The sequence below is a fragment of the Mycobacterium sp. genome (assembly GCF_044223235.1).
GTDB lineage: Bacteria > Actinomycetota > Actinomycetes > Mycobacteriales > Mycobacteriaceae > Mycobacterium.
In genome coordinates this window covers 51,625-74,392 of the sequence record NZ_JBGAME010000025.1, presented here as the reverse complement: position 1 = coordinate 74,392, position 22,768 = coordinate 51,625, and the positions used below count along the sequence as shown (strand labels likewise).

At 67.8% G+C, this 22,768-nt stretch carries 24 protein-coding genes and 2 pseudogenes; 8 read left to right on the top strand and 18 right to left on the bottom strand.

The annotated features are described in order from the left end of the window. From ADBZ6K_RS22395 to ADBZ6K_RS22385, 3 genes and pseudogenes are all read left to right on the top strand, one after another. Positions 1–236, top strand: a 236-nt coding sequence (locus ADBZ6K_RS22395) for a hypothetical protein (RefSeq protein WP_526350800.1), incomplete at its 5' end; no start/stop codon positions are given. Beyond that, positions 233–1,306 (top strand): annotated as a pseudogene (locus tag ADBZ6K_RS22390) (Gfo/Idh/MocA family protein). The gene ADBZ6K_RS22395 and the pseudogene ADBZ6K_RS22390, both read left to right, overlap by 4 nt. A gap of 85 nt (positions 1,307–1,391) precedes the next feature. After that, a pseudogene (locus ADBZ6K_RS22385) lies at positions 1,392–1,680 on the top strand (hypothetical protein). 34 nt (positions 1,681–1,714) lie between these two features. On the opposite strand, the gene ADBZ6K_RS22380 reads toward ADBZ6K_RS22385, so the two are convergent. Continuing rightward, positions 1,715–2,623 carry a hypothetical protein gene (locus ADBZ6K_RS22380; protein ID WP_526350798.1) on the bottom strand — a complete coding sequence of 303 codons (909 nt, stop codon included), beginning with the start codon at positions 2,621–2,623 and terminating at the stop codon, positions 1,715–1,717. Continuing rightward, the gene (locus ADBZ6K_RS22375; RefSeq protein WP_526350796.1) at positions 2,620–3,447 is read right to left on the bottom strand and encodes an SDR family NAD(P)-dependent oxidoreductase; all 828 of its coding nucleotides are present in this window, start codon (positions 3,445–3,447) and stop codon (positions 2,620–2,622) included. The genes ADBZ6K_RS22380 and ADBZ6K_RS22375 overlap by 4 nt, the downstream gene beginning before the upstream one ends. A gap of 59 nt (positions 3,448–3,506) precedes the next feature. Here ADBZ6K_RS22375 and ADBZ6K_RS22370 point away from each other — a divergent pair, with 59 nt between their 5' ends. Further along, a complete protein-coding gene (locus tag ADBZ6K_RS22370) occupies positions 3,507–4,139 on the top strand; it encodes a TetR/AcrR family transcriptional regulator (protein ID WP_526350794.1) in 633 nt (210 codons plus the stop codon). A 79-nt stretch (positions 4,140–4,218) separates the two neighbouring features. Here the strand turns inward: ADBZ6K_RS22370 and ADBZ6K_RS22365 are convergent, their stop codons facing one another. Then, the gene (locus tag ADBZ6K_RS22365; RefSeq protein WP_526350792.1) at positions 4,219–5,220 is read right to left on the bottom strand and encodes a molybdopterin-dependent oxidoreductase; all 1,002 of its coding nucleotides are present in this window, start codon (positions 5,218–5,220) and stop codon (positions 4,219–4,221) included. Between the two features lie 361 nt (positions 5,221–5,581). On the opposite strand from ADBZ6K_RS22365, the gene ADBZ6K_RS22360 reads away from it, so the two are divergent. The 3 genes from ADBZ6K_RS22360 to ADBZ6K_RS22350 all read left to right on the top strand — a co-directional run bounded on the left by ADBZ6K_RS22360 (position 5,582) and on the right by ADBZ6K_RS22350 (position 8,473). Next, positions 5,582–6,199: a class I SAM-dependent methyltransferase gene (locus ADBZ6K_RS22360; RefSeq protein WP_526350790.1), complete on the top strand. Its 618-nt coding sequence runs from the start codon at positions 5,582–5,584 to the stop codon at positions 6,197–6,199. A 299-nt stretch (positions 6,200–6,498) separates the two neighbouring features. Beyond that, on the top strand, positions 6,499–7,824 hold the full coding sequence (locus tag ADBZ6K_RS22355) for an IS1096 element passenger TnpR family protein (RefSeq protein WP_526350788.1): 1,326 nt from the start codon (positions 6,499–6,501) through the stop codon (positions 7,822–7,824). Between the two features lie 511 nt (positions 7,825–8,335). Then, positions 8,336–8,473 carry a hypothetical protein gene (locus tag ADBZ6K_RS22350; RefSeq protein ID WP_526350786.1) on the top strand — a complete coding sequence of 46 codons (138 nt, stop codon included), beginning with the start codon at positions 8,336–8,338 and terminating at the stop codon, positions 8,471–8,473. A 301-nt stretch (positions 8,474–8,774) separates the two neighbouring features. Here the strand turns inward: ADBZ6K_RS22350 and ADBZ6K_RS22345 are convergent, their stop codons facing one another. From ADBZ6K_RS22345 to ADBZ6K_RS22325, 5 genes are all read right to left on the bottom strand, one after another. Continuing rightward, on the bottom strand, positions 8,775–8,930 hold the full coding sequence (locus ADBZ6K_RS22345; protein WP_526350784.1) for a hypothetical protein: 156 nt from the start codon (positions 8,928–8,930) through the stop codon (positions 8,775–8,777). 125 nt (positions 8,931–9,055) lie between these two features. Further along, entirely contained in the window at positions 9,056–9,436 is a 381-nt protein-coding gene (locus tag ADBZ6K_RS22340; protein ID WP_526350804.1) for a hypothetical protein, read from the bottom strand. Then, positions 9,327–9,617: a wax ester/triacylglycerol synthase domain-containing protein gene (locus tag ADBZ6K_RS22335; RefSeq protein ID WP_526350782.1), complete on the bottom strand. Its 291-nt coding sequence runs from the start codon at positions 9,615–9,617 to the stop codon at positions 9,327–9,329. The genes ADBZ6K_RS22340 and ADBZ6K_RS22335 overlap by 110 nt, the downstream gene beginning before the upstream one ends. Positions 9,618–9,779: 162 nt before the next feature. After that, positions 9,780–10,022: a hypothetical protein gene (locus ADBZ6K_RS22330; RefSeq protein WP_526350780.1), complete on the bottom strand. Its 243-nt coding sequence runs from the start codon at positions 10,020–10,022 to the stop codon at positions 9,780–9,782. A gap of 592 nt (positions 10,023–10,614) precedes the next feature. Continuing rightward, on the bottom strand, positions 10,615–10,818 hold the full coding sequence (locus ADBZ6K_RS22325; RefSeq protein WP_526350778.1) for a cold-shock protein: 204 nt from the start codon (positions 10,816–10,818) through the stop codon (positions 10,615–10,617). A 308-nt stretch (positions 10,819–11,126) separates the two neighbouring features. On the opposite strand from ADBZ6K_RS22325, the gene ADBZ6K_RS22320 reads away from it, so the two are divergent. After that, the gene (locus ADBZ6K_RS22320; protein ID WP_526350776.1) at positions 11,127–11,654 is read left to right on the top strand and encodes a DUF5994 family protein; all 528 of its coding nucleotides are present in this window, start codon (positions 11,127–11,129) and stop codon (positions 11,652–11,654) included. A gap of 74 nt (positions 11,655–11,728) precedes the next feature. Here ADBZ6K_RS22320 and ADBZ6K_RS22315 read toward each other — a convergent pair whose 3' ends face one another. From ADBZ6K_RS22315 to ADBZ6K_RS22270, 10 genes are read right to left on the bottom strand one after another with little or no spacing between them, the layout of a single operon-like run. After that, entirely contained in the window at positions 11,729–12,403 is a 675-nt protein-coding gene (locus tag ADBZ6K_RS22315) for a GntR family transcriptional regulator (protein WP_526350774.1), read from the bottom strand. A 53-nt stretch (positions 12,404–12,456) separates the two neighbouring features. Then, positions 12,457–14,076: an ABC transporter substrate-binding protein gene (locus tag ADBZ6K_RS22310; protein ID WP_526350772.1), complete on the bottom strand. Its 1,620-nt coding sequence runs from the start codon at positions 14,074–14,076 to the stop codon at positions 12,457–12,459. Positions 14,077–14,107: 31 nt separating this feature from the next. Then, on the bottom strand, positions 14,108–15,100 hold the full coding sequence (locus ADBZ6K_RS22305) for an ABC transporter permease (RefSeq protein WP_526350770.1): 993 nt from the start codon (positions 15,098–15,100) through the stop codon (positions 14,108–14,110). 4 nt (positions 15,101–15,104) lie between these two features. Continuing rightward, positions 15,105–15,965: an ABC transporter permease gene (locus ADBZ6K_RS22300; RefSeq protein WP_526350768.1), complete on the bottom strand. Its 861-nt coding sequence runs from the start codon at positions 15,963–15,965 to the stop codon at positions 15,105–15,107. Between the two features lie 51 nt (positions 15,966–16,016). Further along, the gene (locus ADBZ6K_RS22295) at positions 16,017–17,606 is read right to left on the bottom strand and encodes an ATP-binding cassette domain-containing protein (protein WP_526350766.1); all 1,590 of its coding nucleotides are present in this window, start codon (positions 17,604–17,606) and stop codon (positions 16,017–16,019) included. Continuing rightward, positions 17,603–18,490, bottom strand: a complete 888-nt coding sequence (locus ADBZ6K_RS22290; RefSeq protein ID WP_526350764.1) for a polysaccharide deacetylase family protein — start codon at positions 18,488–18,490, stop codon at positions 17,603–17,605. Before ADBZ6K_RS22290 ends, ADBZ6K_RS22295 begins: the two co-directional genes overlap by 4 nt. Further along, on the bottom strand, positions 18,487–19,992 hold the full coding sequence (locus ADBZ6K_RS22285) for an amidohydrolase family protein (protein WP_526350762.1): 1,506 nt from the start codon (positions 19,990–19,992) through the stop codon (positions 18,487–18,489). The genes ADBZ6K_RS22290 and ADBZ6K_RS22285 overlap by 4 nt, the downstream gene beginning before the upstream one ends. Beyond that, positions 19,989–20,699 carry an aspartate/glutamate racemase family protein gene (locus ADBZ6K_RS22280; protein WP_526350760.1) on the bottom strand — a complete coding sequence of 237 codons (711 nt, stop codon included), beginning with the start codon at positions 20,697–20,699 and terminating at the stop codon, positions 19,989–19,991. Before ADBZ6K_RS22280 ends, ADBZ6K_RS22285 begins: the two co-directional genes overlap by 4 nt. Next, the gene (locus ADBZ6K_RS22275; protein WP_526350758.1) at positions 20,696–21,574 is read right to left on the bottom strand and encodes a carbohydrate kinase family protein; all 879 of its coding nucleotides are present in this window, start codon (positions 21,572–21,574) and stop codon (positions 20,696–20,698) included. The genes ADBZ6K_RS22280 and ADBZ6K_RS22275 overlap by 4 nt, the downstream gene beginning before the upstream one ends. Further along, positions 21,567–22,727 (bottom strand): SIS domain-containing protein, encoded by a 1,161-nt coding sequence (locus tag ADBZ6K_RS22270; protein ID WP_526350756.1) that lies wholly within the window; start codon positions 22,725–22,727, stop codon positions 21,567–21,569. Before ADBZ6K_RS22270 ends, ADBZ6K_RS22275 begins: the two co-directional genes overlap by 8 nt. Between the last annotated feature and the right edge of the window lie 41 nt (positions 22,728–22,768).

Here is a 22,768-nt window from a genome sequence, read left to right as displayed (position 1 = left end):
GTATCGTCACCGGCGCACTCGTCGTATTCCTGTTGAGCATCACCGATTTCGTCGTCAGCCAGGTGCTCGTGACCATCGACAACAGACACTGCCCGTGTTCGTGTACTCGGGTCTGCGCGGCGCCATCTCCCCCGCCCTCGGGCGCCGTCTCCGCGTTCTTCATCGCCGTCGTCGCGCTGGCCTTCGCCGTCGTGCTGCGCCTGGGCGGAGTCGAAAGGTTCCTCTTCCGCACATGAGCGTACGAGCAGCCATCGTCGGCACCGGGTTCATGGGCCGGGTGCACGCGGAATCGTTGGCCCGCATCGGGGTTCCGGTGGTCGGCTTCGTCGGCTCATCCCCCGGGCCGGTGTACGCAGGTTTGGAGGAGATGCTCGCCGACGATCGTGTCGATGCCGTCCACATCTGCTCGCCGAACCACCTGCACTTCGGACAGGTGCTCGCGGCGCTGCACGCAGGAAAACATGTGATCTGTGAGAAGCCCCTGGCGACGACGACGGCGCAGGCCCGCGAATTGCGCGACACCGCGGAGCGTCTGGGCCTCGTCAACGCCGTCTGCTTCATCTCGCGCTTCTACCCGCTGTGCCAGGAGGCCGCGACGCGGGTGCGCTCCGGGCAGGTCGGCTCGGTGCGCCTGGTCACCGGCAACTACCTCCAGGACTGGCTGGCCAAGGACACCGACTGGAACTGGCGGCTCGACCCCGAACTCGGCGGGTCCCTGCGCGCGGTAGGCGACATCGGTTCGCACTGGCTGGATCTGGTGAGCTTCGTCTGCGGTTAGCGAGTCGAATCCGTCACCGCCGACCTCGCGACGGTGATCCCGCAGCGCCGGCGACCCGTCGAGTCTGTCGAGACATTCACCCACTCAGCGGCGGCCACCGAGCCGACGGTCGTGACGACCGAGGATCTGGCGGGCATGCTGCTGAGGTTTGACGGCGGTGCCCGCGGCGTCCTGACGCTGTCGCAGGTGTCGCCGGGACGGAAGAACCATCTGAGCTTCGAGGTGAGCGGTTCGTCGACGTCGCTGGCCTGGGGGTCGGAGAACCCCGAGCCGATGTGGATCGGCCATCGCGACGAGCCCAACCAGCTTCAGCTGCGCAGCACCGGCGACTACCCGCCCGGACACGCGCAGGGGTATGCGGACGCGTTCACGGCGCTGCACCGCGCGGTTTACGCCGCGATCGTCACGGGGAAAGCCCCTGAGCAGCCGGACTATCCGACATTCGCAGACGGACTGGAAGAGGTGCTCGTCGGCGAGGCGATCGCGGAGAGCGCGCGACTCGGGCAGTGGGTGTCCGTGCAGCGTTGAGACAGCTTCCACGGGACCCACGCAAGGACGTCCGGCCGCCCAGTTGCCGCTGATACCCCCGATGGGATGGCCATAGGATGACGTGGTGGCCTCCCTGGAAGACCTCGAAGCGCGCATCGCGGCGTTGGAAGCCTCCCAGGCCGACTACCGTGCGGTTCTGGCCGCGGTCAACGCTCGGCGCCAACCAGCGACAGCACGCCTTGGGCCTGGCCGACGTCACATTCCAGCTGACGGAGGTCAAGTCCGAGCTGGCGGAGTTCAAGATCGACTTCACGGACTTTGGTCAGGAGACCCGAGCCACTTTCCGCTCGGTCGACGAGCAGCTCGCCGAGATCAAGGACCTGCTCATCGGCCGCCGCCAAAACGGTCAATAGGTCGCAACCCGGCGCTTGGGAGATCGTTGCGGCATCAGGCCGCCGCAAGCTCCAGGCGCATGTGGCTGTTGCGGGGGCGCGTCAGCAATTCGATCAGCGGTGTGAGCCCCCGCCGCGGCTGGGGCTTCCAGACATGGTGGTCATCGGCCGGCCAGGGATAGGCGGGCGCGCCGTCCACGATCAAATCGAGCAGCAGTGGCTCACCCAACGCGCGTGCCGAGCAGGCGTACAGCGCGTCGATGCGCGCGGCGATCACACCGTAATCCACCATTCGGCCGAGCTTGTTCTCGCTGCTTATAAGTTCCTCCACTCGCACTTCCGGAATCGGATAGCGCTCCGGCAGAATGTCTTTCATCGACAGCAAGGCCTGTGGTCCCCGTGACCTAGGGTGACCGATCGGCCGTGCCAGGAACGACAACCGACCGAGCGCGAGGTCGCCGTCCACCACCAGTGCGTGCGCGTACAACACTCGCACGAGTACGACGTTCATGAAAAAGCGCTCGGCCGGCGCCTCACGCGCAGCGAGGGCGGTGTGCGCGAGATACCCGGCGACGACGCTCGCGTTATGCGCCGCGTACCACGACTGCGCCGACGGAGCGGTGAAGAAGCCGACCCAGTGCGCGACGCTGGGCCGGGACGGCGCTCCCCCACCGCGTTCGATGAGCAGCTTCGCTTCGAGGGTGTCGCGGAGCAGATCCTCGTTGACCGCGCGCCACCACGGACTTCCGGGTATGGCTTCGTCCAGCGGGTTGAGGACACCCCGTGCCAGCTGCCAACGCATGAACGCGACGACCGCCCGCCGGTACGGCCGATACCGTCGGCCCCCTCGACCAAACCCGTAGGCGTCGGCCGCAACGCGGATCCGTCCGGCGGGATCATCGCGTACCTCGGCGACCGTCTGCGCCGCGTTGTCGCCCGCCGCCAGGTCGCCGCCGGTGATCATTGCGATGCGGCGTGGGCTCGGGGGGCGCCGGCGGGGCGAAGCATCCGGCCGCTGATCAGCGCCCCGACCCACCCGGGGCTGAGACGTGCGCCGTTGGCCATCACCCAGTTCCGCAGACCCGGTACGACCACCGGTCGTCCGCGATCGAGCGCTCGAAGTCCAGCGGCGACAACCGGTTCGGGTGAAGCGAGTCGCTTGTAGATAGCGGTTTGCGACACGTCCGCATCCAGGGCGTCGACGAAGCCGGTGCGCGTGGGGCCGGGGCACAACGCCGTCACCGTGACTCCCGAACCCCGCGTCTCGGCCCACAACGCCTGACTGAACGACAGCACGAATGCCTTCGAGGCTCCGTAGGTGGCCTGATATGGCGCGGGCTGAAACGCGATGGTCGACGCCACGTTCAGAATCCGCCCGCGCCCGCGCGCCAGCATTCCGGGCAGCACCGCGTGCGTGAGACGCACCAACGCGTCCACATTGACCGCTATCAAGTCATGGTCGCGCTCCGGGCCCACCTCAGGCAGCCGGCCGTAGGTGCCGAACCCCGCATTGTTGATCAGGACGTCGATCACTCGCCCGTCGAGAGCCGCAACCAAGGCTTCGACACCTGCTCGAGCGTCCAAATCACCCGCCAGGAGTTCGACCTCGATGCCTGGCGCAATTCGCTGAACTCGCTGCCGCACCCCCGCCAGCCGCGCCTCGTCTCGCCCTGCGAGCACCAGAGGCAAACCCCGCTGGGCGAGCTTTTCGGCGAATAGTGCGCCGAGGCCCGAACTCGCGCCCGTGACGACAGCCCAGCCCGCCCCGACCTCGTCTTTCTCAGACATGACAGACCTTCCCGTAGATGTTGACGTCGTTAACATGCGCCCATGTTAACATCGTAAACATGCCGCGTCGAGAGAACATTCCCGAGCACTCGACTGAGCAGCGGGACACCTATCACCACGGTGATCTGAAGCGGGCCCTGACCGATGCGGCGCTGGGGCTGGTCAAGGAGAAGGGGCCGAAAGGCTTTACGCTCAGAGAGGTCGCCCGACGCGCAGGCGTGAGCGCCGCTGCGCCGTACCGCCACTTCTCGGACAAGTCACAACTGTTGGCCGCTGCCGCCACCCTGGGCTTCGTCCAGCTACACGAGACGCTGAGCGCCGCCGCGGCCGAATCGGCCGACCTGACCCAGCAGGTGCTCGGGATGGGGCGGGCATATGTGCGCTGGGCCGTCACCCACCCCGACTACTACCAGGTGATGTTCGGCTCCGAGCTGGACAAGGGTGACAACCCGGAGCTGCTCACCGCCGGTCTACGCGCTTTCGACGACCTGCTCGACGCCATCGTTCGATGCCAGGCGGCGAACCTCCTACCGGCCGGAGACCCACGCGAGATCGCGGGGCCGACCTGGTCGCTGCTGCACGGCATGGCCTCTTTGACCATCGGGAGCGACTTGTCGCACGTCGGCATCTCAGAGGATCCGCAGGCAATGGCAGAGCGGGCTCTTCGGCGGTTGCTGTTCGGCTACACATGAACCCAGCGACCACACCGGCAATTCCCGATGTTGCACGAAGGGACCAACCGCAACTCGGTCCCTCGCCGCGACGTCGTGATCACTGCAGGGGGAACGGCGGCTGCCACCACCACGGCTCGTCGACCACATCGATGGACCCCACCCACTTCACCCACCAGAACCCGCGCCGCCCCGGCGCGACGATCCGGGCCGGGCCGCCGTGGCCGCGCGAGAGCGGACGGCCATTCGCATGCGTCGCCAGCAGCAGCGTCCCAGCCTCATCACCGGGGAAACGGCGGCGATAGCCGGTCATCGACACCACCTCGATCACCGCACCCTGACGCAACCCGAGCGCCGAGAGCTGTACCCCGCGCCACTCCTGCTCGGTGAACCAGCCGCCTGTGCAGTCGAGCACGGCGCGCACGGTGCTCTGCGGGAGCGCGGCGATGGCGGCCAGGTCAAACGATCTGTCCGGGGTCCGCAAGCGCCAGGCCGCAACCGCGACATGGGGCACCCGGTCGAACATCCATTGCGTGACGGGAACCGCCGCGATGTTCCCCGAGCCGACTTCATGAGATCCGGTCTCGCGACGCGCCAACCCCGGCGCGATGACCCACAGCGCCGCTGAGCCCGCGACGACCCCGGTGCCGAGCAGCGCTCGCCGTCGCGTCAGGTCGGTGCGGCGCACCAACGGCCGCCACCGGCGACGGGCGCTGCGGTGATGCATCACCACATGCGCCACCAGCAGGGCCACCGCCCCCACCGCCACACCGACGTGGAGTTGCATCGGCAGCAGCCCGAGGTAGGGCCGCCATCCGCCGACCGCGTGCAGCAGCCCACTAGCGATCGCCGCGACAACCAGCGCGGTGAACGTCAGGCTGATCACCTTCCGCGATCGTCCCGGCCGCCGAAGGCCCCGCCGCGCGACCCTGATCTTGGCCGGGGCAAGCAGCAGCAGGCCCAATCCGGACGCCCCATGCACGGCGACGACCCACCGTGCTGGGCCCGGAAACCCCACCCCGAACGCCACGACCCCGCTGATGGTGGCCACCACCATCAGCGTCAGCAGCGTGACGTTGAGCGGCCTAATCCCTCGCGCCATGCCGGTCCGTCCCGAAACCCCGACAAACAGTGACCATGAGGCATGCTCACCGCACCCGAACGGGTGCTCCGGTATTCAGATTCTCACAGCGGAGAGCTCGCCGCCGTCGTACTGGCAACGACGATGCGCTCGGCTGCGAGAGCAGATGATGCATCCGTCGTTCTGGGCTGAGCACACGATCGCGGTGATGGATGCGCTCGGCTGCGAGGTTCGATTACGTCGGTATTCTGCGCTCGCCCGGCAGTGCCGGCGTTTCTTGACACCGGCCTCATCGGCGGCTCGGTGGTAGGCCGTCCACTTGTCGTCAAGCAGACTGGAACCGGCAAGGCGGGACATCTGACCACAGCCGAAGGGACCAACGATGAACGTTTCGCCGGCAACTCCGGTCAATCATCACGCCGACTACCCCCGATTCGCCCGTGTGAGCGGCGCTTTGATCGCACTCATCATGCTGGCCATGGGGCGCCGTCGGGCACGCCTGGCGGCCAGCGTTGCCTCCGTCTCGGACGCCGACAGCGTCGTCGACATCGGTTGCGGCCCGGGTAGCGCCGTCAGAGAAGCCGCCCGTCGTGGGGCCCGCGTGACCGGAATAGATCCAGCGCCGGTAATGCTTCGGATCGCTCGCGCCGTCACACGGAACCGGGCGGGGATCACCTGGGCCGAGGGCACCGCGGAGGACCTGCCGCTGCCGGACGGTTCTGCGACGGTCGCGTGGTCGCTGGCAACGGTGCACCACTGGCAGGACGTTGGGAACGGACTCGCTGAGGCACACCGTGTGCTGGCACCCGGAGGGCGGTTCCTGGCGATCGAACGTCAGGTACGTCCCGGTGCGACCGGACTCGCCAGTCACGGGTGGACGAACCAGCAGGCGGAATCCTTTGCAGCCCAGTGCCGAACCGCCGGTCTGCACAGTGTCCGTGTCGGCACACACGGGGCTGACCGCCGTGCCGTGTGGACGGTCAGCGGCGTCCGCGCGTGAGAGTCCGCGCGTGAAAGTCGATGTCGTTGACAACGCCACGGGCTCGCGTCTTCGCCGAGACGACGCCGGACGACGTTGCCGCGGAGGCGTGGGTCGTGCGTGGTCAGCATGGATCGGCCCGAGCGTAGAGCCATGAACCCCGCACCGGTTCCGCCAGCGGCCGGGCCAGTCGTGATTGACTTCCTTCTGATGCGCCCGGCCCAGATGAGTAGATATTCCCTTCCTCGGAGGGTGCGGCGATGACCGGTCCGTCCCATCGCCCGCCACCGTCCCGACGCCGCCCACGTCGGCAGGATCCCGTGACTTACCGGGTCCGGATCGACCTGACCGGCACCGAACCGCCGGTATGGCGCCGCCTTGAACTCGCCTCCGACCTGTTCCTCGACGACGTGCATGGGATCATCCAGGTCGCATTCGGCTGGACCGACAGCCACCTGCACCGATTCGGTTGCGGCCCGGCGTATTACAGCGATGAGACCGAGTACTACCTGATGCCGTTCGAGGTGGACGAGGGTGAGGCCGGCGTCCCCGAAGAGCAGGTCCGACTGGACGAACTTCTGGTCGACGAGGGCGACCGGTTGTTGTACTGCTACGACTTCGGCGACGACTGGCAACATGTGCTGCGGCTCGAGGCGGTGCTGCCGCGGCCCGCGTCCGCGCGCCGCGCGGTCTGCACCGACGGCCGCCGATCCGGACCGGCCGAGGACTGCGGCGGGGTGGGCGGCTACGAGCTGATCGCAGCGGTCACCGATGCAGCGAACATCGACGCCGGGGCCGTGGCCGAGTTCGACCGGTTCTTCGGCGACATCGATCCGCATTCGTTCCCGACGACGCCGTTCGACATCGACGAAATCAACCGGGCCCTCGCTGATTTCGACATCACCGTCGACGTCAGCCAGCTGCCCGGCCCGCTGGCGGATCTGCTCGACGCGGTTCCCAGCCCGTACCACCGACGGCGGCTGCGCGGCATGATCGGCGCCGCGACGCAGACACCGGTTCTCGTCGACGTGGACAGCGTCGCCGCGGCGGTCCAGCCGTACGCGTGGCTGATCGACCGTGTGGGGACCGACGGAATCAAGCTGACCGCAGCCGGATACCTGCCGCCGGCCCACGTCGAGGCCGCCTTCCGCGAGCTCGACCTCGCCGACGCGTGGATCGGCAAGGGCAACCGCGAGGACCTCACCGTCCCGGTGCTGCATCTGCGGGAGTCCGCGCAACGAATGGGACTCCTACGCAAGCACCGCGGACGTCTGTCGGCGACCGCACGCGCGAAGGCGATGCGTGATGATCCGGCCGCGCTGTGGTGGCACCTCGCCGAACGTATGCCACCCACGTCGACCGACCGGTGCGAACAACAGGCCGGACTGCTCTACCTCATCGCGGTCGCCGCGGGTGCGGACGATCCCGACGTGTTCGTCGCCGAAATGCTGGACGTTATCGGCTGGATGACCGGTGCCGGCAACACGATCACGCGGTCCTCGGCCGAGCGCGCCGCCTGGGACGTGAAGGACATCATGCGCCGGCTGCGACTCGTGCATCGCGGTCGCGGTCTCGACCGGCAGGAGCGCATCACACCCGACGCCGCATCGTTCGCCCGCGCCGCCGTGCGGCGCTGGCCGACATGACATCGGCGCCACAACAGGGCGACTGCAGACCTGTGCCGATAGGCGTCGGTGGCATCACGCAGCCACCCATTACCGATACAACCGCGCTTCGCAGCGCGTGCGTGGGGCCGGGACCAGCGCAACACATTTCCGACACCGCGCCCTCGACCCTCGCCGAGGGCGAACTGGAGTTCGTCGTACATGCGTGCCGGACGACCGCTGCTCCGAGGGTTTCCGGATCGCCACATCTACCCCAACACACGCCGGGCATCGGTAGCGCCCGGTGTACGCGGTGGCAGAGTCATGCCTACACCATCCTCTAGTTGCCACCATATGGCGATGGCGCGCACCCGACGGCTCAGGATGGCGTGCGACCCTCGTCATCAGTGGGCGGCTCCTCCTGGAGCCGGCGGGCTGCCCCACACACCGAACCCCACATCGGCTGGGCCTGCAAGTATTACTCTGCGGCGCTCGGCACGCGAGTAGGCTCGACTGATCGGGACCAACCAGGCCCCCGAACGAGGGGTCAGCGATGTCCGACAAGTCTCCCCGGCAGACGATGTCCAAGAAGTCCGGCAAGTCCCTCAAAGAAAAGCGAGCCGCCAAACACGCGAAGGCGGCGACCAAGACTTCGGCTGCCGACGCCTTGTTCAACGACAAGAAGCGCTGAAAAACAACACTTTTGCCGGGGCCACCGTTGCGCGGGTCACCTTCCGGGGTCGCCGTTCCACGCAGTGCGGATCGACTCGGCACCGGATTTCGATCGAGCTTTCGCACCATCACGCTCTAGCAACGCTTATGCACGTGAACGTCTGTTGATGTGGGAGGTCATGTCCGACACCACGGAACGTCCGCGGCCACGGGGGAAGGTGCTGCTGCCGCTACGAGGACATCGGCGGCGTGGACGACGCCGGTCGCAATGTCAATGAGCGCGGGCACGTTGTCGGGGCAGGCGCTTACGCACAGATCCATCACTTCGAGACGGTCGTGGCGGTGATCTTCCACCCGCAGCCCGCCATCGGCGGCTCCGCGATGTGCATGCCGACGACCTGTGCGCCGGCGACAACGTCGGCTTCGTAGCTCCGGTGACAAACGAGACGCTGCCGTGGCACGTCGGCGTTCTCCACCCGGGCGGGCCATACTGGGCGCAGACCCGCATCCCGATGTGTGCGAACCACGGCGGGAGCAGCGATACCACAGTCGCGAGATCGACAGCTCCCCCGCGTCTTTTCGCCGTCGTCGCGAGTGATTCTCAACCTCTCGGTGGCGGTGTGGAGGTTGGCCAGAACCTGCACTGGATCGGTCGACGATACATCGCCTGCAACGCGCCAGTGGCCGCGTCGGCCAGCAGCCGGACACCTAACATATGGCTCTCGAGGATCTCGGCCAACGAATCGCCAACCAGTGCGCCGAGCGATGGTTTCGGGCCCAGGCTGGCCTCGATCGGCAGATCGCCCACCGCGTCGTCGCTGACTCCACCAGCCACCAGGCGCTTCCACACCGACGGAATGCCGTAGCCGCCGTCATTCAATAACGGCGATATCGTCACCGCCAACGCCCAGCGGCCACCCGGCCACACCGTCGATGCTCGACCCTTCCCACAGTGGTCGACGCCGGTGATGCGCTTCTCCACCCAGCCGCGAAACCATTTCGGCGAGCCCGTTGTCGCCCCCTGGCGCCGCGACCGTCGCACGGTGAATCTGCGGGTCTTGGTCGAAATCGTCGATCTCGGCCCAGACCGGCTGGCCCACTCCCAAGGGCTTTCCCACGAGTCGACTGCGCAAGCGTGCCAACTGCGGCAATGATACGGCCATGAGCCGTTGTAACCGGGTATGGCTCAGCGTCGGACGCCGCCAAGATGAGCAGCCCAACCGTGTGCACCGGCGGAGTTTGGGTGCTCCAAAGCCATCGCGTCAGAAACAGACAACCGTGCGACCATCAGCGCGCGAGACCTGCTTGGTGAATGAGCCGCTGCATCATTCGTGGCGAGCGATTTGTCGTTTCAGTGCGTTCAGTTCAGCCTCGAGCTCGACCACGGCGTGCGCGACGACGCTGGCTGCAAGAGCCGCACGCCCCTCCGGGGTGCTCGGTCCTGGTGTGGTCGCGTTGTCGATGTCTTCGAGTCGGCGCAGCATGCGCCGTGAGATCGTCCCCGCCGGATCGATGTCGTCGACGCCGAAGTTCCTGAAGGACTTGAATGTCTGGTTCTCATTTTTCATTACGGTTTCATCCTGTTGGTAGTCGGGCTGTTTTGTGCCAGTTCATCTTTGGATGCTCACGCGCCGTTCGTGAGCCCGTGGTCCGCACTCGATGCGTTGTCCATCGCCGCTGTCACCCCTCGAGATGGTCTGCGCATGGACGGGGTCGGTTCGCGCGCGGACGAGCAAACCGGGGAAGCTCAGTTGGGATACCATCACGGTGAGGCCGCCCGCCCCCGTCAACGCATCCGGTGACTGCTGCTTTGCGCTTCAAGCGTAAGCGCGGCACGCTCGCGTTTCCATCACGACACCGATGGGACACAGCAGGACCGTCTGGTGGAACCATCGGATAATCCTGTCTGAGCCTCGAATGGCCCAATCCGATTGAATCAGCGACGACACAATCTCAGATGGTCGCGTGCGACATACCGCCGATGCGATCTACTGTACACCGCCGGGACCCGCATGGCCTGGGAGTCGGTGTGCCGAGAGTTATCGGCTGAATTATTGCGCCTCAACGATTCTGATGATGGATGGCCCCCCAAGGCGGCCAGAAACGAGATGCGGGCTGGCAGAGAGATCTCCACCAGCCCGCGTTGTACGAAATCTTGAGTCAGACGGCCGTCACGCCGACTGCTTGCGGACCCTTGGCGCCCGGTTGGATCTCGAACTGGACGCGCTGATTCTCTTCGAGCGACCGAAATCCACTTCCGGAGATCTCAGTGTAGTGGACGAACACGTCTTCAGCGCCACCGTCAGGGGCGATGAAACCGAAGCCCTTATCGCCGTTGAACCATTTCACAGTTCCCTGTGCCATACTTAGTCAACTTCTTTCATTCTGAAGGGATGTCAGAGAACATCCCGTCTCAGGCTAGCACGCCACCGACCGATGTTTATCTGGCAACGATATCGATTCCCCTGGAACGGATTTCGAATGTTGCATTGGTCCGCCGCCGTAAAGTCTATTGCCCTGTCCCCGGCGGGATGCCTTCGGTGTAGGTTGAAGGGTGAGTCGTCTCGAGGTCAGCATGGCGCTTGCCTTTGCGTCCAACCCGCGCAAAGCGCCTCTTCGATCACCGAACCGCCGTCATGCGCCGCCGTCGGCTCGAAATGAAAGACCGACCCATGGATCGCACTGACGCACAAGTTGATCGCCCGCAGTACCAATCGTTCCCGGCGGCTACGGCCGCGCTGAATTGGCGGGGCTCGCAGAGCGGGATCCGGCTCACGCTGGCCTCGGTACTGGGCAGCGGGCTCGATGGCGCGTGGTGGCCGCGGTCGGCATCGCTGGCACGCGAATTACCCCAACTGGTCGACGGTCTCCGAGAGCCTTTGGGTGAGGTCATCGACATCGGGGTCAACTGGTCGCCGTTGGAGGGGGTGCCGGACCTCGATTCACTGACGCGTCGCGGTCTCGCGGCCACCTCCACCCAACAAACACGTCACCATCGGGTCATGTCGGTGGTCGGCGACCGCGCACGAGCGAGAATCCTTGTCGTGCCCTGGCGGACCAGCACAGCCCTGGCCGTCATGGTGCTGCGAGAGGCCGCTGCTCTTCCGATCCTGCCCATGCACGTGAACACCGCGGTGTGGCAGATCGCCGACGGCATCGTGCGTGCCGCGCGCACAGACCAGGCGCCACAACCACGGTGACCGCGATTCGGTGGCGGGACCTCAGCTGCGCTGGAATCGTTCCGACACCGTGGTCCGGAAGTAACCCTGCCTACTCATCCCATCTGCCCCTTCATCGCCTCGAACGTCGGCTCCCGGTCCCGCTCGATGTGCGCATAGGCCACCGACTCGGCGACCCGCTCATTGCCCGACGCGATCGCATCCCGCAGCAACACATGGTCATGGAACGCCTCATCCGCCGGCAGGCCCGACGTCAGGTAGAACAGCCAGGTGATCCGCCCGGAGATCGTCGACATCAACCGCACCATCAGATCATTCGACGACGTCGACACCACCGCCTCGTGAAAAGCCGTGGCGGACCGGGCGATCGCGTATGGATCCCCAGCTTCGAGCATCCGCTCCGATTCGGCCAGCGCCGCATCCAGCGAGTCCATCGAACCGCCCCGCGCGACCTCCCGCGCCGCATACCGGGCCGCCCCTACCTCCAACGACAGTCGCGCATCGAACAGGTCGTCGATCACCTGCTCGTCCCAGCGGGCCACCACGGCGCTACGCCGCGGACGGGAGTGCACGAAACCGTCGCGCTCCAGGTGTGGCACCGCCTCCCGCAGCGGCACCCGCGACACGTTCAACTCCTCCCCGATCCTGGCCTCCGGCAGCCGGCTGCCCTGCGGATACTGCCCAAGGATGATCCGTTCCCGCACCGTGGTGTAAATCCGCTGCGACAACGACTCCTTGGAGTCGCCGGCGACCTCGACGTCCCCCGTCATGTCCCCTCCCCCGACACGATCACGAATCCCGTTGATTCACGGTGCCACAACCTCTACCCCGATTCATTGGAGATGCCGAGCAACGAGAAGTTCAACTCGTTGGCACCGATATTCTGGCTCTCCGGCACCCCGGTCAGCCACTTCTGGGCCACCACCCAGTTCTGGTTGTACGACAGGTTGAGGAAGCACCCGGTCTGCCCGTACAGGTCACCGGCCTTGGCGTAGGTGTTCATGTCTCCGGTGCCCAAGGCCTGATTCAGCAGATCGTTGACTTCCTTTGACTCGCAACCGAAGTAGTTGATCCCGCCGGACGCGTCCCAGAACACGTGACCCCACATGTACGGGTCGCCGCCGTCGGGCCCGTTGTTGCCGTCCACGAACGCATCCGGCCCACTCGGCGGATCGTTGATCCAGCCGAACACCGTCGACGTGTCGTAGCCCTGCGCCGAAGCATCCAACCCGAGAGCCTGCAGGTTGGCCACGATGATGTTGGTCATCGACTGCGCGTTGACGTTGCCGTTCGCGTATCCGATCACCAGCTTCTTGTCCGTACCGGCGGGCAGCGCATCGACGTAGGACTTCAACGCGTCGGCGTCGAAAGAGATCGGCTGCTTGTCCACGGCCCCGGAGTCCGCGGGGATCATGCCCTTGGCGTACATGGTCGTGGCGACCTCGGATCGCTTGCCCAGCACCTGACTCACCAGCGTCTCCTGGTCGATCGACTTCAGGAACGCCACCCGGGACTCGGGCGTCTTGAAGAAGTCGTGGCTCGGGTTCACCGTCACCATCGCCCCCTGCAGCGTCGGCAGGAAGTAGTTCGACACCCCGTCCTTGTTGGCGTACTTCTCCAGGCTCGACGACGGCAGCGCCGCAACGATCGTGTCCACGGTGCCGTTGTCGAACGCCAGCTCCAGCGCCGATTCATCCGTATAGACCGGCAGCTCAACGGTTTTGAACGGCGACTTCGGCCCCCAATAGCCGTCGTAGGCAGTCAGCTCGTACTTCACGCCGGTCTGCGCCGTCGTCAGCATGAACGGACCCGTGCCCAGGTCATGCGAGGACAGATAGGTCTGCGCGTCGTCGGATCCGGCGTTGGCCTTCAACCCCTCCGGGCTCTCCATCTTCGGGCCGAACGGCGACGCCAGATAGCTCAGAAACGCGGTGTTGGGCTGCTTCAGCGTGATGATGGCCGTGTGGTCGTCCGGCGTCTCCACGCTCTTGACCACCTCCACCATGTACGCCGCACCCCCCTTCACCGCGATCCGGCGCTTGAACGCCACATCCACCGCCGCCGACGTGAACGGCGTCCCGTCATGGAATGTCACCCCCTGGCGTAGGTGGAAGGTATACACGTCGTGGGTCGGGCTGACGTCCCACGATTCGGCCAGCCGCGGCGCGATCTGCACCGTGTCGGTGTTGTTCTTGTACTGCACCAACCCCTCGTAGGCGTTGATCATGATCGCGGTGCCGTTGTTGGCGTAGTAGATGTCGGGGTCCGGCGGCTGCCCGATGTCCCCGAGCAGCCCGACGGTGAGCACCCCGTCGGTCGGCGCCGCCGCGCCCCCGCCGCCACCCCCGGACGACGAACTCGGCGTGCCCGAGCTACAGCCGGCCAGCGCCAGCGTCAGTGCGGCACACACGGCGACGCCGGTGCGCAGTGGTCGAACATGCATGGCGGACTCCTCTATCGGTTGAGCGGGACGGTCATTCGGCGGTCACCCGCGGATCGGCGATCGCCTGCAACAGGTCGACGACGACGTTGGACACGACGTAGATGGCGCCGAGCACCAGCGTCACCCCGGCGATCGCCGGGAAGTCGGACACCGGGATGGACGCGGCCAGGTAGTTGCCGATCCCCGGCCAGGAGAAGATCTGCTCGACGACGACGACCCCGGCGAACATGAATCCCAGCTGCAGCCCGGCCATCGACAGCGCGGGCCCGATGGCGTTGCGCACCACGTGGTGGCCGACCACCTGCGGCTCGGTCAGCCCCTTCGAACGGGCGGTGCGCACGTAGTCGACGTCCAGCACCCCCTGCAGCGACGACCGCAGCACCCGCCCGATGGCCACCGCGGGGGCGATGGACAGCACCACCGCGGGCAACACCAAGTGCTGCAGCGCATCACCGAACGCGTCGGCCTGGCCGTGCAGCAGCGTGTCGAGCGTCTGCATTCCGAACGGTCCGGGATCGTCGAAATCACCGACACCACGGGCGGGCAGCCAGCCGAGCTGACCGAAGAACACGATGATCCCTACCAGCGCCAGCAGGAACGGCGGCGCCGTCGCCAGCAGCAGCAGCACGCCGCGGCCGAGCGCGGCGCCGGGCCACCGCAGCGCACCCGACAGCGCGAACAGCGCCGCCAGCACCAGCGCGATCACGAACGCCGTCACCACCAGCTCCACCGTCGCCGGCAGGTACGTGGCGATGTCGGCGGTCACCGGCTGGCGGGTGCGCAGCGAGCGGCCCAAATCGCCGTGCAGCAGCCCGCCCAGGAAGTTGACGTAGCGCGTGAGCAACGGATCGTCCAGGCCGAGCCGGTGCCGCTCGGCGGCCACCATCTCGGGTGAGGCGTTGGCGCCGACGTAGGCCCGCGCCGGGTCACCCGGCGAAACGGATTGCAGCACAAAGATCACCAGCGACAGCACCAGCAGGATCACCACCGCCGCCGAGAGCCTGCGCGCCAGGAAGTTCAGCATCGCATCACCGCCGCACCAGGTTGCGGATGGCGTCGCCGCCGAGGTTGGCGACCAGGCTCAGCACCAGTACCGCGATGCCGGGGATGCCGGGAACCCACCACTGGCTGAGCAGCTGCGAGAGCGAGCGCGCCGTGTCGGCGCCGAGTTCCGGTGCGGGCGCCCGCTGCCCGAGCCCCAGGAACGACAGCGCGGCGAGCAGCAGCACGACGTTGGCGATGTCCAGGCTGGCCGTAACGATCGCAGTCGGCACGACACCGGGCAGCAGGTGCCGCGTCAGGATCCGCGGGCGCGAGACGCCGGCCAGCTTGGCCGCCTCGATGTGCGGACGGGCGGCCAACGCCTTGACTTCCCCGCGGATGATGCGCGCATAGTAGGGCCACCACACCAACGCCACCCCGATCAGCGTGTTGACCAACCCGGGCCCCAGCGCTGCCACGATCGCGATCGCCACCAGCGCGCCGGGTAACGCCAGGAAGAGGTCGGTCAACCGCATCAGCAACACCGAGTCGACCCAGCCGCCGGTCGCGCCGGCGATCAGCCCGATGGTCCCGCCGATCAGCAGGCCGCTGGCTACCACCACCAGCGCGGACAGCCAGCTCACCTGGATGCCGATCAGTGTGCGGGACAACAGGTCCCGGCCGATCCCGTCGGTGCCGAGGACGTGGCCCGGGCTGAACGGCGGCAGGTTCAGCGCGCCCACCGGCTGGATCGGGTTGTACGGGGCGAGCTGACGGGCGAACACGGCGACGAGTGTCACCAGCCCGAGCAACCCGACCAGCGTCCACGCCATCGGCCGCCCCAGCCGCGCACCGCCGATCGCAACCGGCCGCAGCCGTCCCCGGGTCACGAGCACCGTCGCGGTCACCTCGTGTCCCCACGATCTGTCATGTCGGCTCCTCGCGCAAGCGCTCGTCGGTCATGACACCGCCCCCGCGATCTCGGGCACCGCGGCCAGCAGCGTGCGGGTGTACTCCTCCCGCGGAGCCGCGATCACCTGCTCGGCGGGACCGAGCTCGACGACGCGGCCGTTGTGCATGACGGCGATCCGATCGCCCATCAGCCGGGCCACCGCCAGGTCGTGGGTGACGAACAGCACCGTCATCCCGATGCGAGCCCGCAGGTCGCGGATGAGGGCCAGCATGCTCTTGGCCAGCGACGCGTCCAGCGCGCTGGTCGGCTCGTCGCACAGCAGCACCGCGGGCGGGATCATGGTGGCGCGGGCCAGCCCGACCCGCTGACGCTGCCCGCCGGACAGCTCCCCCGGGCGTGCCTTCGCGACGTCCGGCGGCAGGCCGACCGCCGCCAGCGCCTCGGTCACCCGGGACCGGACCTCACCGCGCGACAGCTTCAGCGACCGCAGCCGCTCCCCCAGCATCTCCCCGACGCTGAGCCACGGGGTCAGCGACGAGCCGGCGTCCTGGAACACCATCTGCGGGCCGCCGGCGCCGCTCAGCGTCACCGTCCCCGACGTCGGTTTCTCCAGCCCGGCGACCATCCGCAGCAGCGTCGACTTGCCCGACCCGCTCTCCCCGACGATCGCCAGCGACTCGCCCGCCGCGATGTCCAGATCTACCCCGTCCACCGCCCGGATCTCGCGCGTCCCGCCCCGCCCCCGCCGGACACCGAACGCGCGGCACAGCTCGCGGATCCGCACCGCCGGTTCGGATTCCGCGACATCGTCTTCGGAGGAGAACCGGTCGTCGCGTGGCATCGTCAACGTCAGCCGCGACGCCAGCAGCGACTGGGTGTATTCATGCTGTGGATTGCGCACCACCTCGGCGGCCGGCCCGATTTCGACCAGCTCACCGCGGTAGAGCACGGCGAGCCGGTCGGCGATCTGGTCGGCGACCCCGAGGTCGTGGGTGATCAGCAGGACCGAGCAGCCGAAGTCGTCGCGCAGCTCGCGCAGCAGGTCTAGCAGCTGCGCCTGCACGGTGACGTCCAGCGCGGTGGTCGGCTCGTCGGCCACGATCAGGCTGCCCCGGAGTGCTTTCCCGTCGCTTCGCTCGCCCAGGCCTGCAACCGCGATCGCCGCCATGACCCGCTGCCGCAGGCCGCCGGACAACTCGTGGGGATAGACCCGCAGCCGCAGCTCGGCGTCGCGCACCCCGACCGTCTGCAGCAGCCGCACCGATTCGGCGTCGTCGTGGGTGCGCTCGCCGATCTGTCTGCCGATGCGCATCGTCGGGTTCAGTGACGTCATCGGGTCCTGGAAGATCGCGCCAAGCAGGTCTCGGCGCACCCGGCGCACCTCGGCGGCCTTGGCGCGCAACATGTCCACCCCACCGACCGCCACCTCGCCCTCGACCTGCGGCTGGGAGGCCTGCGGCAGCAGACCGAGCAGGCTAAGGGCGAGAACGCTTTTGCCCGAACCGGATTCGCCGACCAGCCCGAGGATCTCGCCGGGCCGGATCCGCAGGTCGACACCCTTGAGGACCTGGCTGCGAACACCGTTGCGCACCAGGGAGATCGAGTAATCGCTTACGCTCGCGACGGCGCCGGTCATGACCGCAGCTCCGCGACCGGCGCCGGGAACAGGCTGGGCGCATCCAGCACCGCCCGGTATATCTCACCCGGCGTGGTCAGCCACACGCCCGTGGCCTCGGCGACGTGTTGCAGTGCCCGGCGCACCGCGCGCAGCCGGAACGGCACCCCGCTGATGAAGCTGTGCAGCACGACGCTCATCACCATGGGGTGCCGGGTTGCCGACATCTCGGTGAACTCGTCGACGATCATGCTCTCGAACTCGTGGGCCGATGCCTGCCTGCCGATCATCGTCGACGAGTCGTTGAGTTCGGCGTTGTATGGGATCGCCAGCAGCCGGCCGGCTTTCGTGGCCAGCCAGATGGGCTGGTCGTCGGCGCGCAGATCGAGTACGTAGCGGTATCCGGTTTCGGCCAGCAGCCCCAGCGTCGCCGGGGTGTGGCTGAGCCACGGACTGGACCAGCCGCCGGGCGGCGCGCCCTCGTGCGCGCGGATGCGCTCGGCGACGCCGGAGAGGTAGGCGCGTTCGGCGGACGGCAGCATCCCGGACAGCGAATCGGAGTTGGACCGGCCATGCCCGACGATCTCGGCACCGGCCAGCCGCGCCGCGTCCAGTACCGCGGGGGCCTCGTCATAGACGTCGGTGTTCAGCAGCACAGTCGGTGGAATACCCAGTCCGGCAAGCATATCGAGGATCCGGAAGACGCCCACTCGATTCCCGTAGTCCCGCCACGCCGTGTTCACCAGATCCGGGGCGGGTACGCCGGGCAGCACGTCTTCGGTGTGGCCGTCGCCGAATCGGTAGGACTCCACGCCGACACACACCACGACGGCCAACCGGGCCCCATTCGGCCAGGAGCCTGCCGGTCGGCCCGCCAGCGGACTGTAGGTGTAGCCCGCGGTCATGGCGCCACCCACCGGCTGAAGCCGACGTCGGTCGCGGCCGCTCGGCGGACGATGTGCTGGTAGGCCGGGAGCAGGTGTTCGGCGACGTCGCGGGCGGCGTTGAGCGCGGATCGCTTCGCGGCGAACAGCTCCCGCGCCTCGTTCAGGATTGCCTCCTCGTCGACGGTGGTGACTTGGCCGTTCTCGGCGACGACGCTGCCGCCCACCATGGTCAGCACGACGCCGCGGCCGTCCTCGCAATGCACCAACTGTTCCCTCAGGTCGTTGAGCGGAGTGAACGCGACGGTGTGCAGGTCGACCAGCGCGAGGTCGGCGAGCATGCCGGGCGCGATCACGCCCAGGTCGTCCTCCCGCCGGACTGCGCGGGCGCCACCGGGCCACAGGGCGTCGAGAATCTCTGCGGGCGTGGGCCATTCGTCGCTGTCCAGACCGCTGATGTTGTGGATCAGGCCCGCGGTCTTGGCGACCGTCCACACATTGATGGTGTCGTCGCAGATCGCCTCGTCGGTGCCCAGTGCCACCGGGATGCCGCGCTCCAGGAACGACCGCCACGGCGCCACCCCGCTGCCCAGTCGCAGGTTGCTGACCGGGTTGTGCACGACGGTGGCGCCTGCGGCGGCGATCGCGTCGAGGTCGGCATCGTCCACCCACACCGCGTGGATCACGTTGGTGTGCGGCTTGAGCAGCCCGGCCCGGGCGGTGTAGCCGACCACGGAACGTCCATCGAAGCGCGGTTGTTCGGTCATCAGCGTGCGCTGCACCTTGGTTTCGAGCATGTGTGCGTAGAGCGGCAGCCCGTGGCGTTCGGCGAGATCGTCCAGCGCCGCGAAGTACTCGAGGCTGACCCGCTGCGGCGCCGAGATCGATACCGCGGCACGAATCCGATCATCCGCCGCACCGTGCCAGGTCTCGATCAGATGCTGATACATCTCCAACAGTTGCCAGGATGGCGCGGGTGCAGGCGCGGTGAGGACTTTGCGCACGGCCTCGTCGAGTTCGCCGACGAATGGCAGCTTTTCGGCCTCGGGCAGCTCCGGCTGATCCAGCGCCATGAAGGCCCGGATCCCGCTGTCGCGGTAGGCCGAGGCGACCGCGTCGATGATCTCCGGTTCGGGAAACGGCATCATGAACGCGTCGTCCTGCACACAGGTGATGCCGCGCTGCAGCATCTCGATGGCGCCGAGCATCGTCCGCAGGTACGCCTCCCGCGGGGTGGGGGTCAGCGCGGGTTCGGCGGGCGACTCATAGAGCATGAACAGCTCCAACGGCAGGCTGCGCACCGAACCCTTGAGATGGTTGGCGGTCGAATGGAAGTGGGCGTTGATCAGCCCCGGCACCAGCAGGTGACGCCCGCCGCCCTCAACGACCCTGGCCCCCAACGGGTCCGGCACCGCGCGGACCGCGGCGATCCTGTCGCCCTCGACGAGCACATCCGTCGGACCGGTCATCGCATTCGGGGCGGCGGCGTCGTAGACGTACACCTCGCGGAACAGCACGCTCATGGCAGATCCACCAAACCGACCGGCGGCAGCTCGACATGGGCGAACGTGTTGGCGCGCGAGGTGTTCAGCCCCATCGCCACCAGGCCGGCCGCGATGCCGACACCGGCGGCTACCCCGTCGATGACGGGCAGCCCCAACGTTTCCGACAACGGGTCGGCGAGGTCGGCCAACCCGGCGCAGCCCAGGACCACGGCCTCGGCGTGGCGGGCGGAGCGGGCGGCTGCGGCGAACGCGTCGAGCAAATGGGTCGAACCCGCGGTCAGCTCCGCCACCGGCACGTCGACCGCGAGCACGTCGCAGCGGTGCTCCAGCCCGAGCGCGCGGACCACCCGCTCGCTGTGGGCGATGGTGCGGGCCGGAAGCGTGATGACCACGAAGCGGTGCGCCACCAGACATGCCGTCTGCAATGCGGCCTCGGTCATCCCGACCACCGGGCAGGTCGCGACCTCGCGGGCCGCCGCCACCCCGGTGTCGCCGAAGCAGGCGATCACGAACGCGTCGGTGTCGGCCTGGTATTCGCGGACCAGTTCGATGACCCCGGCGGCGGCGACGGCTTCCTCCGCATGGCTTTCGACGCTGGACACACCGACCGTCGGGTAGATGCCGGTGACGGTCACCCCGGGCCCGGCGACCGCCTGGGCCGCCTTGGTGATCGCAACCATCAGCTCGGCCGAGGTGTTTGGGTTGATGACGGTGACACGGGTCATGACGGCACTCCCGGCACCAGCGCGCTCAACAGTCCGTTGACACCCGGCCCGCTGACGGCGACACGCGCCGCGGCCGCCCCGGCCCGTGCCGCGGCATACGCGTCGCCGCTGCGCAGGTGTTCGGCGGCGAACGCACCGCAGAACGCGTCCCCCGCGCCGGTGCTGTCCACCGGGTCGACCGGGTCGGCGCGAACGAGGATGGGTTCGGGATGCTCGCGGGTCGCGACCAGGCAGCCGGCCTCGGCAAGCTTGACCACGACCACCCGCGGGCCAAGTTCCAGGAAAGCCCTGGCGGCCGTGCGCTCGTCCGCTGCGCCCGCTAGGGCGGTGGCCTCAATTGCACTGGGCAGGAACACATCACAGCTGCGAACCGCCTCGAGCAGCGCCGGCTCGTTCCCGGTGATGTAGTCCTCCTGCGGGTCGAAGTAGATGGTGGCGGCGGTGCGGGGCCGTAGCCAGGCGGCCAGGTCGAGCTGGGCGTGCAAGCCCATCGCCGACATCAGCACGGCGTCGGCGTTCCACGCCGCGGCCGTGACATCGCAGCGGTGCACCGACAACATCTCAAAATGCTCCTCGCCGAGAATCAGATCCCATACCCGACCACCGGCGTCGTCGTAGCGCACGACGTTGCGCACGGTGGGCAGGTCGCGGCGCGGAAGCGTCGCCGGATCGGTCCCCGCGGCGCGGATCGCGTCCAGCAGTTCCGGAGTGGCGTCGGCGCCCAGCGGGGCGAGCATCGTCGGATGCCCGCCGGCCAGCCTGGCGGCGAGCGCTGCGAAAAGTGCGTCGCCGCCGACGGATTCGATGCGTCCACCCGACGGCGAGACTGCCTCGTCGATAGTCAGGTTGCCGATGCAGATCAACCTGTCATCCACGGGCGGCCTCATAAGACGCCAGGCCGAGGTGGTAGCCGACCAGTTGGGCGGGCAGCATATACACCAAGGGCGACAACGGTTCCGGGACCGGTGGCAGGGTGATGACACGGCCGGCAAGACCGTCGAACGCCCGCTCACCCTCGGTGGTGACGACGTAGAGACGTCCGCCCCAGCGCAGCGCGTCGCTGCCCGTGTCGACCGCGCGCGGCACCGACGGGCCCGACGGCGCGAGCAGGAACAGCGGCTCGCCGGCCTTCTGCGAGTTGTAGTGGTGGTACTCCTCGACCTGGATCTCGAGGGCGTGCAACGTCGTGCACTCCTTGACCTTGGCCGCACCGACGATCGCCGACGCCAGATTGGGACCGGCCCCGGAGAACAACACGGTGTGCACCCCGGCGGCGACCTCGTCGGCGGCGATGCCTGCGACCATCGGATCGATCCGGTGCAGTGTCTCGGCCATGGTGTCGGGAAGCCCGTCGAACGCCGCGCGCAAAGATACGGCCAGGTCTGGGACGCGCCACTCGCCGACACGGATGGCCAGTTCCAGCAGCAGCGCCAATGCGGCGGTCGAGGACTGGGTGGGCCAGCCGACCCGGGTGGCCTTGATCGCCAGCGACGTGTCGGCCTCGGCCTGCAACGTAGAACCCGGCGTGTTCGTCAGGGAAACGGTATACGATCCGCGAAGTTGAGCGGTCAGGAGCGCTTCGACGGTGCGGGTGGTCTCCCCGGAACTGGACAGGGTGACGACGGCGGTGCCCGCGTCGGCGAGGCTGGCGTGGTAGTAGGCGAACTCCAGGCTCTGCATCGGTTCACAGGGCACGCCGAGCATGGTTTCCATGGCCCGGCGGGCGGCGATCATGACGGCGAGCGAATCGCCACAGCCCACCAGCACGACCCGGCGGATCCCCTCGGTGAGCCGCTCTGCGATGGAATCCAACGCTGCCCCATTGAACTGCAGCGTTGCCCGAATGGCCGCGGGCTGGCCGAAGAGTTCGGGTCCGGTGGCCTGCACGCGCGATCGCAGCTTGGGGTCGAGCGGGTCGTTGCTGGGCAGGGCGAGGATGTGGGCACGCTCGGCGTCGGCGACCCGTTGCACGACCGCGCGCTGGCGCTCGTCGAGCGGGCTGCCGTTCGGGTCGAGAAGGGGGCTCACAGGAGCGCGCAACGCGCACCACGCTTTCGTTCCTCGGCCGC

What these genes read in the sequence shown, in the direction of transcription:
- ADBZ6K_RS22380 (WP_526350798.1), bottom strand. Translation starts at nt 2,623, where the DNA reads ATGATCACCGGCGGCGACCTGGCGGCGGGCGACAACGCGGCGCAGACG.
- ADBZ6K_RS22375 (WP_526350796.1), bottom strand. Translation starts at nt 3,447, where the DNA reads ATGTCTGAGAAAGACGAGGTCGGGGCGGGCTGGGCTGTCGTCACGGGC.
- ADBZ6K_RS22370 (WP_526350794.1), top strand. Translation starts at nt 3,507, where the DNA reads ATGCCGCGTCGAGAGAACATTCCCGAGCACTCGACTGAGCAGCGGGAC.
- ADBZ6K_RS22365 (WP_526350792.1), bottom strand. Translation starts at nt 5,220, where the DNA reads ATGGCGCGAGGGATTAGGCCGCTCAACGTCACGCTGCTGACGCTGATG.
- ADBZ6K_RS22360 (WP_526350790.1), top strand. Translation starts at nt 5,582, where the DNA reads ATGAACGTTTCGCCGGCAACTCCGGTCAATCATCACGCCGACTACCCC.
- ADBZ6K_RS22350 (WP_526350786.1), top strand. Translation starts at nt 8,336, where the DNA reads ATGTCCGACAAGTCTCCCCGGCAGACGATGTCCAAGAAGTCCGGCAAG.
- ADBZ6K_RS22335 (WP_526350782.1), bottom strand. Translation starts at nt 9,617, where the DNA reads ATGGCCGTATCATTGCCGCAGTTGGCACGCTTGCGCAGTCGACTCGTG.
- ADBZ6K_RS22330 (WP_526350780.1), bottom strand. Translation starts at nt 10,022, where the DNA reads ATGAAAAATGAGAACCAGACATTCAAGTCCTTCAGGAACTTCGGCGTC.
- ADBZ6K_RS22325 (WP_526350778.1), bottom strand. Translation starts at nt 10,818, where the DNA reads ATGGCACAGGGAACTGTGAAATGGTTCAACGGCGATAAGGGCTTCGGT.
- ADBZ6K_RS22320 (WP_526350776.1), top strand. Translation starts at nt 11,127, where the DNA reads ATGGATCGCACTGACGCACAAGTTGATCGCCCGCAGTACCAATCGTTC.
- ADBZ6K_RS22315 (WP_526350774.1), bottom strand. Translation starts at nt 12,403, where the DNA reads ATGACGGGGGACGTCGAGGTCGCCGGCGACTCCAAGGAGTCGTTGTCG.
- ADBZ6K_RS22310 (WP_526350772.1), bottom strand. Translation starts at nt 14,076, where the DNA reads ATGCATGTTCGACCACTGCGCACCGGCGTCGCCGTGTGTGCCGCACTG.
- ADBZ6K_RS22305 (WP_526350770.1), bottom strand. Translation starts at nt 15,100, where the DNA reads ATGCTGAACTTCCTGGCGCGCAGGCTCTCGGCGGCGGTGGTGATCCTG.
- ADBZ6K_RS22295 (WP_526350766.1), bottom strand. Translation starts at nt 17,606, where the DNA reads ATGACCGGCGCCGTCGCGAGCGTAAGCGATTACTCGATCTCCCTGGTG.
- ADBZ6K_RS22290 (WP_526350764.1), bottom strand. Translation starts at nt 18,490, where the DNA reads ATGACCGCGGGCTACACCTACAGTCCGCTGGCGGGCCGACCGGCAGGC.
- ADBZ6K_RS22285 (WP_526350762.1), bottom strand. Translation starts at nt 19,992, where the DNA reads ATGAGCGTGCTGTTCCGCGAGGTGTACGTCTACGACGCCGCCGCCCCG.
- ADBZ6K_RS22280 (WP_526350760.1), bottom strand. Translation starts at nt 20,699, where the DNA reads ATGACCCGTGTCACCGTCATCAACCCAAACACCTCGGCCGAGCTGATG.